Origin of the sequence: Phaeobacter sp. CAU 1743, from assembly GCF_039839315.1 — a bacterium.
GTDB classification, from domain to species: domain Bacteria; phylum Pseudomonadota; class Alphaproteobacteria; order Rhodobacterales; family Rhodobacteraceae; genus Phycobacter; species Phycobacter gallaeciensis_A.
On sequence record NZ_JBDOQR010000005.1, the window covers coordinates 122,302 to 133,617 of the forward strand.

An 11,316-nucleotide genomic window follows, 5' to 3' on the forward strand; every position below is an offset into this window, starting at 1 on the left:
ATGGAGACTGAAATGTCCTTTGTGAAACTTTCCGCATCCGCCCTGGCAATCGCTGCCGTTTCGGCCACCGCTGCCGCCGCACGTGATCAGGTGCAGGTCGCCGGCTCCTCGACCGTGCTGCCCTATGCTTCGATCGTTGCCGAAGCCTTTGGCGAAAACTTCGACTTCCCGACACCGGTTGTTGAATCCGGTGGTTCTTCGGCCGGTCTCAAGCGTTTCTGCGAAGGTGTTGGCGAAAACACCATCGACGTTGCGAACGCATCGCGCAAAATCAAAGACAAAGAAATCAAGGCCTGTGCCGAAGCGGGTGTCACCGACATCATCGAAGTGCGTATCGGTTATGACGGCATCGTCTTTGCCTCCGACATCAACGGCAACGGTTTCGAATTCACCCCGACCGACTGGTACCTGGCTCTGTCCGACGAAATCATGGTCGACGGCAAAATGGTCGCCAACCCGAACAAAACCTGGGCTGACGTGAACCCGGCCTTCCCGGCGCAGCCGATCCAGGCCTTTATCCCCGGCACCAAGCACGGCACCCGTGAAGTCTTCGAAGACAAAGTGATCCTGGCAGGCTGCGAAGCCACAGGCGCATTCGAGCACATCCTGGCCGGCGCCGAAGGTGACAGCGACAAAGCCAAGAAGAAAGCAGCCGAGAAAGCCTGTATCTCCCTGCGCACCGACGGCGTCTCCGTGGACATCGACGGTGACTACACCGAGACCCTGGCCCGCATCGAGAGCAACAAAGACGGCATCGGCGTCTTTGGTCTGGCCTTCTACGAGAACAACACCGACAAACTGCAGGTCGCAACCATGTCCGGTATCGTTCCCTCCACCGGAAGCATCGCAACCGGCGAATACCCGGTCTCGCGCCCGCTGTTCTTCTACGTGAAGAAAGCCCACATCGGCGTGATCCCCGGCCTGAAAGAATATGCTGAATTCTTCATCGCCGACGAAGTTGCAGGCCCCGATGGCCCGCTGGCCGAATACGGTCTGGTTGCAGACCCGGAACTGGCGAAAACCCAGGAAGCGGTTGCAAACGAAGACGTAATGGGCGGAAACTCCTAATCATTCCCCCGCTGATCTGATTTGGCCGGGGGACGTTCCCCCGGCCATTTCTCTGTCCAATCGGACACTCTGAATTTTAATCCGCCACCAAACGGAGCCTTTGATGCCGACGTTCTGGCTTGTTGTTCTACTCTGTGTCATCGCGGCCGCCGGATATGTTCTGGGCCGTCGCCGCGCGCTTGCTTCGGCCGGTGGTGACCCGCGCCTGCTGCATTCCCTGCCGAGCTACTATGGCTCTCATGTGGGGTTGAGCGCACTGATCCCGTCTTTGGCGGCTCTGGTGATCTGGCTATTGGCGCAGCCGATGCTGATCGAAAACCGGGTGTCCTCCATGATCCCCGCGGATCTGGTGCCGGAAAATGCTTCGCTCAGCCTCGTGATGAGCGATGTGCGCCGGGTGGCCGAAGGGCTGGATCTGGCGGTTGAGCAGGGCGCGCTGAGCGCCCGTGAAGTGCGCGAATTTGACAGCGAGACCGGCGACCTGCGGGGCATTTTGGGGGAGGTTGGCGTCGCGCTTGGCGCCGATGTACGCCCCGAAGTTCTGGACGCCGCGCGCGCCTACCGGGGGCTGTCGCACACAGGCCGCACGGCAATGACCGTCGCGGTCCTCCTGCTGGCGCTTGGCGGCTTTGGGCTGGCATATCGCAAGTCGGACAAGGATTTCCGCGCCCGCAACGTGGTGGAGCGGGTTGTCATGGCGCTGCTGATCCTGGCAGCCTCTCTGGCGATCCTGACCACGATCGGCATCGTTCTGTCGATGCTGTTTGAAACCAAGAATTTCTTTGGGCTGCATTCCTGGACCGACTTCTTCTTTGGCACCACCTGGGCGCCGAATTTTCGCGGTGACAGCGAATTGTCGATCCTGCCGCTGCTCTGGGGCACGCTCTATATTTCCTTCATCGCGCTGCTGGTGGCAGTGCCGGTGGGGTTGTTCGCAGCGATCTACCTCTCCGAATACGCCGGCCCGGCGGTGCGCGCCTTTGCCAAGCCTCTTCTGGAGATCCTCGCCGGTATCCCGACCATTGTTTATGGTCTCTTCGCCCTGTTGACTGTCGGCCCCTTGCTGGTGCGCTTCTTCGGTCAGGGCGAAAACGGCGTTCTTGGCGTCGAATGGATGAGCGGCGCCACCTCGGTTCTGACGGCTGGGTTGGTCATGGGCATCATGCTGATCCCCTTTGTCTCGTCACTGTCCGATGACATTATCAACGCGGTGCCGCAGTCGATGCGCGATGGCTCACTTGGCCTTGGCGCCACCAAATCCGAAACCGTGCGCCAGGTGGTTCTGCCGGCCGCGTTGCCGGGCATCGTCGGTGCCGTGCTGCTGGCGGCTTCGCGCGCCATCGGCGAAACCATGATCGTGGTCATGGGGGCAGGGGCAATTGCGAAATTCTCGCTCAACCCGCTGGAATCGATGACCACCATCACCACCCGCATCGTCAGCCAGCTGACCGGCGACACCGATTTCGCTAGCCCGGAAACGCTGGTCGCCTTCGCTCTGGGCCTGACCCTCTTTGTTCTGACGCTGGGGCTCAATGTTCTGGCCCTTTATATCGTGCGCAAATACCGGGAGCAGTACGACTAATGACCGATATCAGTCACACCTCCGGCGGCTCTGGCGGGCCGCAGGCGACCAAGGGCGGATCGCTCCTGTCGCAAAGCCCCCGCACCCGCAAACGCAACGCCGCCGAGACCCGGTTCAAGGCCTATGGCATTGCGGCCATCCTTGTGGGGCTGATGATGCTGGCCGTACTGGTCACCACCATCGTGGGCCGGGGCGCGGGCGCCTTCCAGCAGACCTTTGTCACGCTGAACGTGGAGCTGCTGGAAAGCAAACTCGACAAGAAGGGCAATCGCGACATTGAGGACATCAAGAAGGTCACCACCTTCGGCTATGCCCCACTGGTCAAGGGCGCGATGCAGGACATGATCGACGCGCGCGGTATCGAAACCGGACTCAAGTCCAAGGACATGGCCGGCCTTCTGTCCAAGAACGCCGTGGCACAGCTGCGGGCTTTTGTAATCGAAAATCCCGATCAGATCGGTCAGACGGTTGAGTTCCGCTTTCTGGCGCAGAGCCGGGTCGATGGTTACCTGAAAGGGCGCGTCAGCCGCGACAGTATCGAAAATGACAAGAACATCTCGGCCGCGCAGCTGGATCTGGTGGATGCGCTGGTCGCTGAAGGCGTGATCAAGAAGACCTTCAACATCGACTTTATCATTGGGGCGGATGCCTCGGACCAACGCCCGGAGGCCGCCGGCATCGGCGTGTCGATGATGGGTTCCCTGTTCATGATGCTGGTGGTGCTGGCGCTGGCCCTGCCCATTGGGGTTGCAGCCTCGATCTATCTGGAGGAATTTGCGCCCAAGAACTGGCTGACCGATGTGATCGAGGTGAATATTTCGAACCTCGCCGCTGTGCCGTCCATTGTGTTCGGTATCCTCGGCCTCGCGGTGTTCATCAACTACATGCACCTGCCGATGTCGGCGCCGCTGGTGGGTGGTCTGGTGCTGACGCTGATGACCCTGCCCACGATCATCATCTCGACCCGCGCCGCGCTGAAGGCGGTACCCCCGTCGATCCGCGATGCGGCACTGGGTGTCGGCGCCTCGAAAATGCAAGCGGTGTTCCACCACGTGCTGCCGCTGGCCGCGCCCGGTATCCTGACCGGCACCATCATCGGCCTGGCGCAGGCGCTTGGCGAAACCGCACCGCTCCTGCTGATCGGCATGGTGGGCTTCATCGCCTCCAACGCGCCGGAAACCTTGGCCGATGGTCTGCTGGCGCCGAACTCGGCCATGCCCGCGCAGATCTATGAATGGGCCAAACGCGCCGACCCGGCCTTTTACGAGCGGGCCTGGGGCGGCATCATTATCCTTTTGGTTTTCCTCGTAACCATGAATACGGTGGCCGTGATCCTGCGCCGCCGCTTTGAACGCCGCTGGTAGGGGGCACCGATATGAACGACATGAGTAGACTGGATAAGACTGTGACCAACACGATCAAAATCTCGGCCAGCGACGTCAACGTCTATTACGGCGACACCCACGCGATCAAAGACGTCAATGTCGAGATCGAAGACAATACCGTGACCGCCTTTATCGGTCCTTCGGGCTGTGGCAAGTCGACCTTCCTGCGTTGCCTGAACCGGATGAATGACACCATCGACATCTGCCGCGTCACCGGCAAGATCCTGCTGGACGGCGAAGACATCTATGACAAGCGGGTCGATCCGGTGCAGCTGCGCGCCAAGGTTGGCATGGTGTTCCAGAAACCGAACCCCTTCCCGAAATCAATCTATGACAACGTGGCCTATGGCCCGCGCATTCACGGGCTGGCCCGGAGCAAGGCCGAACTGGATGAGATCGTCGAAAAATCCCTGCGCCGCGGCGCCATATGGGACGAGGTAAAGGACCGCCTGCACGCGCCGGGCACCGGCCTGTCCGGTGGTCAGCAGCAGCGCTTGTGCATCGCCCGCGCCGTGGCGACCGAACCCGAAGTCCTGCTGATGGACGAGCCGTGTTCGGCGCTGGACCCGATCGCCACCGCCCAGGTCGAAGAGCTGATCGACGAGCTGCGCGCGAGTTATTCGGTGGTGATCGTCACCCACTCGATGCAGCAAGCTGCCCGCGTCAGCCAGAAAACCGCCTTCTTCCACCTCGGTAACCTGGTTGAGTTCGGCAACACCGGTCAGATCTTCACCAACCCCGAAGATCCGCGAACCGAAAGCTACATTACCGGCCGTATCGGCTGATCCCTCATTGCAAGGACTGAGACATGGAAGAGCAACATATCGCATCCGCATTTGACCGGGATCTGGAGGCGATCCAGGCCCGGATCATGAAAATGGGCGGGCTGGTCGAAGCCGCCATCATGGAATCCGCGCGCGCGCTGGAAACCCGGGACGAGGAACTGGCCCAGAAGGTGCGCGCCGACGACAAGGCCATCGACGGGCTCGAAGAGCTGATCAACGAGGAAGCCGCCCGGGTGATCGCGATCCGCGCCCCTGCCGCGGTGGATCTGCGCGTGGTGCTGTCGGTGATGAAAATCGCCGGCAATCTGGAACGCATTGGCGATTACGCCAAGAATATCGCCAAACGCACCGGGGTCCTGATCCAGGGCCATGATGCGCTGGACAGCGCCGCCGCCCTGCGCCGGATGGCGCGTGAGGTTGAACTGATGCTGAAGGATGCGCTGGACGCCTATATCCAGCGCGATGTCGAACTGGCGGGCGATGTGATCACCCGCGACCGCGACGTCGACCAGATGTATAATGCGCTATTCCGCGAATTCCTGACCCATATGATGGAAGATCCGCGCAACATCACGCCCTGCATGCATCTGCATTTCATCGCTAAGAACATCGAACGCATGGGCGATCACGTAACCTCGATCTGCGAAGAGCTGATCTACCTGGTTACCGGCAGCCGTCCCGAGGACGACCGGCCCAAGGCCGATACCACCTCAACCACTCCGCAGGAGGTCTAAGACATGGCTGCCGATCAGCCCACTGTTCTGGTCGTCGAGGACGAATTGGCCCAACGTGAAGTGCTGGCCTACAACCTCGAAGCAGACGGGTTCCGTGTGATCCGCGCCGAAAACGGCGAAGAGGCGCTGCTTTTGGTCGAGGAGGACACGCCGGACATCATCGTTCTGGACTGGATGATGCCGAACCTCAGCGGGATCGAAGTCTGCCGCCGCCTGAAGACACGGCCCGAAACCCGCGGCATTCCGATCATCATGCTCTCGGCCCGTTCCGAAGAGGTGGACAAGGTGCGCGGTCTGGAAACCGGCGCTGACGACTACGTGGTGAAACCCTATTCGGTGATCGAGCTGATGGCGCGTGTGCGGACCCAGTTGCGCCGGGTGCGTCCGTCCACCGTTGGTGTGCGGCTGGAGTTTGACGACATCATTCTGGATGCGGAGACCCACAAGGTCAGCCGGTCGGACCAGCCCCTGAAACTGGGGCCGACCGAATTCCGCCTGCTGTCGACCTTCATGGAAAAGCCGGGCCGGGTCTGGAGTCGGGAACAGCTGCTGGACCGTGTCTGGGGCCGGGACATCTACGTCGACACCCGCACCGTGGATGTCCATATCGGGCGGCTGCGCAAGGCGCTGACCCAGCATGGCGGCGACGATCCTGTGCGCACGGTGCGCGGCGCGGGCTACGCGCTCGGCTAATTTTTCCAAATTTGTGTGCTCCGCTTGATCCCATGGATTGGGCCACAGCGACGCACGCAGGGTGCACGACAGGTGTACGGACGGTACCCCCTTTGCTTTGACTGTGGGTTGAGCGTGGTTCAGCGCGGCAGCGGATCTTCGGGCTGTGCCTTGCTGGCCAGCCAGTCGCGGAATTTGCGCAGCGCGGGCGCGTTGGATTTGCTGGTCGGCCAGACCAGATAATAGGCGCCGCGCGTTTCTGTCGGGGCAGGGTGCAGCGCCACCAACCGCCCGGTGGCCAGGTCTTGCTCCACCAGATAATCCGGCATCAAGGCGACCCCCAACCCGTGCATTGCGGCCTGAGTAATGGTTGCAAATTGATCATACATGGTACCACTAACGGTCTCTGGTGCCTCCACGCCTTGTGCGGCAAACCAATCCGACCAGGCCTCGGGGCGGGTCTGAATATGCAAGAGTGGAAGGTTCAGAATGTCCTTGGGGCCGCGCAAGGCCGTGCCGACCACCAGATCCGGCGCGCAGACCGGTAAAAGCTGTTCATGTTTCAACAGCAGGGCGTCGGTGCCCGGCCATTCTGCGCGGCCAAAATGGATCGCCGCATCAAAGGGTTCGCTGGCAAAGCTGAAAGGCTCCAGCCGCGTCGTCATATTGATGGTAACATCCGGATGCAGCCGGGCAAATTCCGGCAGGCGCGGCATCAGCCAGCGCATACCAAAGGCGGGCAAGATCGCCAGATTCAGCGTTCCGGCCAGTGGCGCGGTCTGAAGCCGCAGCGTCGATTGGGCGATCTGGTTCAGCGCAGCACGGATTTCCGATGCGTATTCCTGCGCCTCGGGCGATAGGGTCAGTTTTTTCTTGTCCCGGTGTACCAGATCCAGCCCCAGTTGCCGTTCGAGCGCCTGCAATTGGCGGCTCACCGCGCCTTGCGTCAGCGATAATTCGGCCGCCGCCGCCGATGCACTGCCCAGACGATCCAGTGCCTCCAGCGCGCGCAGGGCAGAAATCGACGGGAGAAAACGACGTGGTGCACTCATGTATGCTGTTTACTCATATATTCTTGCAAAAGTCTCGCTGTTTTTTTCCTTTACCCACCGTTAGGGTCGCCGCAGGTTTCAACATCAACGACAAAGGGGCAAGACATGACCGATGCACCTAAACTGCGGGCCAAGGATGCGCCCGATCTGAGCGGCTTCAACTGGGAAGATCCGCTGCGTCTGGACGACCAGCTGAACGAAGATGAGCGCATGATCGCTGCCTCGGCCCGCGCCTATGCGCAGGAAAAGCTGCAGCCGCGCGTCACCGAAGCATATGAAAACGAAAACACCGACCCCGCCATCTTCCGCGAGATGGGCGAGATGGGCCTGCTGGGCACCACCATCCCCGAGGAATACGGCGGATTGGGCGCAGGCTACGTGTCCTACGGCCTGGTTGCGCGCGAAGTTGAGCGCGTCGACAGCGGTTATCGCTCGATGATGTCGGTGCAAAGCTCGCTGGTGATGTACCCGATCTATGCCTATGGCAGCGAAGAGCAGCGCAAGAAGTACCTCCCGAAACTGGCATCTGGTGAATGGATCGGCTGCTTTGGTCTGACCGAGCCCGACGCAGGTTCCGACCCCGCGGGCATGAAAACCCGGGCCGAGAAGACCGCAACCGGCTACAAGTTGACCGGCTCCAAGATGTGGATTTCGAACGCGCCGATCGCCGATGTCTTTGTCGTATGGGCTAAATCCGAAGAGCATGGCGGCAAGATCCGTGGCTTCGTGCTGGAAAAAGGCATGAAGGGCCTCTCCGCGCCGAAAATCCAGAACAAGGCGTCGCTGCGTGCCTCCATCACCGGTGAAATCGTCATGGATGGCGTCGAAGTCGGTGAAGACGCGCTGCTGCCGCACGTGCAAGGCCTCAAAGGTCCGTTCGGCTGTCTGAACCGCGCGCGCTACGGCATCAGCTGGGGCGCGATGGGCGCCGCCGAAGCCTGCTGGCACGCCGCACGTCAGTATGGTCTGGACCGCACTCAGTTCGGACGCCCCCTGGCCAACACCCAGCTGTTCCAGCTGAAACTGGCCAATATGCAGACCGAAATCACCCTTGGCCTGCAGGCCTCTCTGCGTGTTGGTCGCCTGATGGACGCTGCCAATGCCGCGCCCGAGATGATCTCGATCGTCAAGCGGAACAACTGTGGCAAGGCGCTGGATATCGCTCGTATGGCCCGCGACATGCACGGCGGCAATGGCATCAGCCTGGAATTCCAGGTCATTCGCCACATGGTGAACCTGGAAACGGTCAACACCTATGAGGGCACGCACGACGTTCACGCGCTGATCCTGGGCCGCGCTCAGACCGGTCTGCAGGCGTTCTTTTAACGAATAGCGCCAAAATCCGGGGCCAGATCGTTAATTTCCGCGGTCTGGCCCCGATTGACTGACATCAGTCTCGAAACCGCAAGTGCCCACCGGCCTTGCGGTTTTGCATTTCAAGCCTGCAATAATGCAGATAGCCCTCGTCCTCACATCACCGCAAAGACAAAGGCACAGGATTTTCGCTCGTCTCCCTTCGAAATGGATCCAAAACGGTAAAGGCGGAGGTTAACGCTGCAGCAGAAGCAAGAGATGCTTCAAATTGCCCGTGCTTATTCTTAGCAACCTCCTGCGCGGTCAGCCGCCGTCAATCCACCATTTACCGAGGTTAACTGCCAGGGGACGCCATCAGCACCTGAGCATGGCGTTGAGGCCAAGTTGTCAAGCAAAGGCGTAAATACGCAAATGGCCCTGAAGTCCGAAGGTTCGATGTGAATCCATAGAAAATCGCAATGGGTAGGGAGGGGCGCATTCCCCTTCTTGTGCGGCCAAGCACCGGACCTGCGTTTCTGCAAGTCGCAACATGCAGAATTGCCCCGGTATTTTTGCAATAACACCGGCCGGAATTGAAGGGCTGCTTTGCAGTATCCTTTGTACTTAATTCTTTTTTAACAGTGTTTTACGAGGGCGTACAGGGGCGTGCGGTAACAATTTTAATGAAAGGGCTTTCCTCCCTCTCATCGAATATATATATGCTTTTACGAATATGTATTGAGCGCGTTGACACCTGATCGGGTGCGCGGCGCGATCCATTCTCAGGAAAGCCTCCGCAATGTCTTCGCCACTGTCCCGCATCGACTTGAAATCCCTGTTTCCAATTTTGGACTGGGGACGACGGTATGACCGCCCTGATTTCACCGGGGATATGACAGCGGCAGTGATCGTCACGATCATGCTTATCCCGCAGTCACTGGCCTATGCCTTGCTCGCCGGGCTACCTGCCGAGGTCGGGCTTTACGCGTCGATCCTGCCTTTGGTGGCCTATGCGATCTTCGGCACCTCGCGTGCCCTGGCCGTGGGGCCGGTTGCCGTGGTCTCGCTGATGAGCGCATCTGCGCTGGCGCCGCTGGGTCTGGACACTGTTGCAGAGTTCACTGCCGCCGCCGCCGTGCTGGCACTGCTGTCCGGCTTGATGCTGGCAACGATGGGGGCCTTGCGTCTGGGTGTGGTGGCCAACCTGCTGTCGCATCCCGTGATCGCTGGGTTCATTACGGCCTCGGGGCTGCTGATCGCAGTTAGCCAGATGAAGCATTTGTTGGGCATTCCGGCGCATGGTCACAATCTGCCGGAAATTCTGTTGTCGCTGGGGCAGGGGCTTGGTCAGGTCAACTTCTGGACCCTCGGGGTCGGCGCGCTGGCCCTCGGCTTTTTGATCTGGGTGCGTCGGCATATGGCGAATGTACTGCACCAAAAGGCTGGCCTGTCAAAAGGCGCCGCCGGAACCGCAGCCCGGGTTGGCCCGGTCTTTGCCGTCATCGGAACGATCGTATTGTCCTGGGCGCTGAACCTGCCTGAGATGGGGGTTTCCGTGGTGGGCGAGGTGCCGACCGGTCTGCCGCCGATTGGCCTGCCGATGATCGACTGGGCGCTGGTTCCGGCCCTGATTGGTCCTGCAGCGCTGATCACCATTATCGGCTATGTTGAAAGTGTCTCGGTCGCGCAGACCTTGGCCGCCAAGCGCCGTCAGAAAATTGATCCCAACCAAGAGCTTAAAGCCCTTGGCGCTGCGAACTTGGCCTCTGCCTTGTCGGGTGGCTATTCGGTGACAGGCGGTTTTGCACGATCGGTCGTTAACTTTGACGCTGGTGCGCGAACCCCGGCTGCGGGCGCCTTTACCGCCGTTGGGCTGACCTTTGCCGCCATGTTCCTGACTCCGCTGCTGTATTTCCTTCCCAAGGCAACGCTTGCAGCGACCATCATCATTGCGGTCCTTTCACTGGTTGATTTGAAGATCCTCAAAACAGCCTGGACCTATTCCAAAGCCGATTTCGCCGCCGTTCTGACCACGATCCTGCTGACGCTGTTGGTTGGTGTTGAAACCGGTGTCGCTGCTGGTGTGCTGGTCTCGCTTTTGCTGTTCGTCTGGAAGACCTCGCGCCCGCACGTGGCCGAGGTGGGGCAGGTGCCGGGAACCGAGCATTTCCGCAACATTCACCGCCATAACGTGGTGACCGATCCTTCGCTGGTCACGCTACGGATCGACGAAAGCCTGTACTTCGCCAACGCGCGGCGTATGGAGGACCTGATCCTGGCGCGCGTGCACGAAGGCCGTGATGAGATCAAACACGTCGTGTTGATGTGCTCCGCAGTGAACGAAATCGATCTGAGTGCGCTTGAATCGCTTGAGGAAATGAACCAGCGGCTGTCTGACATGGGGATCCAGCTGCATATGTCCGAGGTTAAAGGGCCAGTCATGGATCGTCTGAAACGCAGCCATTTCCTGGATGCGCTGAGCGGCCAGATCTTCCTGTCCCAGAATGAAGCCTTTGAAACGCTGAGCGCAGCACAGCCGCGTGACAAGATCAGCGCATAGGCGCGCAATGCAGCAACCTGATTGATTGTCGACAGGGCGCATCATAGTGGCGCCCTGCAGTGTAAATCCCATTCAGGAATGTCACCTGCTGTGCAAAGCAGAAAGGTCACCACAGGGCGCTACGGGAGCAAGGCTTTTGAGCCCGCAGACCCCAAATATCGGAGGGCTGAAAAGCCTTGCGGGTG

The 11,316-nt window shown here is 60.1% G+C and carries 9 protein-coding genes; 8 read left to right on the forward strand and 1 reads right to left on the reverse strand.

The genetic code is table 11. The features are described 5' to 3' along the window. The first annotated feature begins 12 nt into the window (after positions 1-12). The 6 genes from AAFO90_RS03635 (at position 13) to phoB (ending at position 6,247) form a co-directional block, all read left to right on the forward strand. The gene (locus AAFO90_RS03635; RefSeq protein ID WP_347508537.1) at positions 13-1,068 is read left to right on the forward strand and encodes a substrate-binding domain-containing protein; all 1,056 of its coding nucleotides are present in this window, start codon (positions 13-15) and stop codon (positions 1,066-1,068) included. Between the two features lie 103 nt (positions 1,069-1,171). Continuing rightward, positions 1,172-2,650, forward strand: a complete 1,479-nt coding sequence (gene pstC / locus AAFO90_RS03640) for a phosphate ABC transporter permease subunit PstC (protein ID WP_065270279.1) — start codon at positions 1,172-1,174, stop codon at positions 2,648-2,650. Next, the gene (gene pstA, locus AAFO90_RS03645; RefSeq protein WP_347508538.1) at positions 2,650-4,014 is read left to right on the forward strand and encodes a phosphate ABC transporter permease PstA; all 1,365 of its coding nucleotides are present in this window, start codon (positions 2,650-2,652) and stop codon (positions 4,012-4,014) included. The genes pstC and pstA overlap by 1 nt, the downstream gene beginning before the upstream one ends. An 11-nt stretch (positions 4,015-4,025) precedes the next feature. Then, positions 4,026-4,820, forward strand: a complete 795-nt coding sequence (pstB, locus tag AAFO90_RS03650; protein WP_065270281.1) for a phosphate ABC transporter ATP-binding protein PstB — start codon at positions 4,026-4,028, stop codon at positions 4,818-4,820. Between the two features lie 23 nt (positions 4,821-4,843). Then, complete coding sequence (gene phoU / locus AAFO90_RS03655; protein WP_065270282.1) at positions 4,844-5,554, forward strand: phosphate signaling complex protein PhoU; 711 nt, start codon at positions 4,844-4,846, stop codon at positions 5,552-5,554. Positions 5,555-5,557: 3 nt separating this feature from the next. Then, positions 5,558-6,247 carry a phosphate regulon transcriptional regulator PhoB gene (gene phoB / locus AAFO90_RS03660; RefSeq protein ID WP_065270283.1) on the forward strand — a complete coding sequence of 230 codons (690 nt, stop codon included), beginning with the start codon at positions 5,558-5,560 and terminating at the stop codon, positions 6,245-6,247. Positions 6,248-6,366: 119 nt separating this feature from the next. Here phoB and AAFO90_RS03665 read toward each other — a convergent pair whose 3' ends face one another. Then, positions 6,367-7,278, reverse strand: coding sequence for a LysR family transcriptional regulator (locus AAFO90_RS03665; protein WP_347508539.1), 912 nt, complete (start codon positions 7,276-7,278; stop codon positions 6,367-6,369). 105 nt (positions 7,279-7,383) lie between these two features. On the opposite strand from AAFO90_RS03665, the gene AAFO90_RS03670 reads away from it, so the two are divergent. Further along, positions 7,384-8,604, forward strand: a complete 1,221-nt coding sequence (locus AAFO90_RS03670) for an acyl-CoA dehydrogenase (RefSeq protein ID WP_274832249.1) — start codon at positions 7,384-7,386, stop codon at positions 8,602-8,604. 766 nt (positions 8,605-9,370) lie between these two features. Next, positions 9,371-11,131, forward strand: coding sequence for a sulfate permease (gene sulP, locus AAFO90_RS03675; protein ID WP_347508540.1), 1,761 nt, complete (start codon positions 9,371-9,373; stop codon positions 11,129-11,131). The last annotated feature ends 185 nt before the right edge of the window (positions 11,132-11,316 follow it).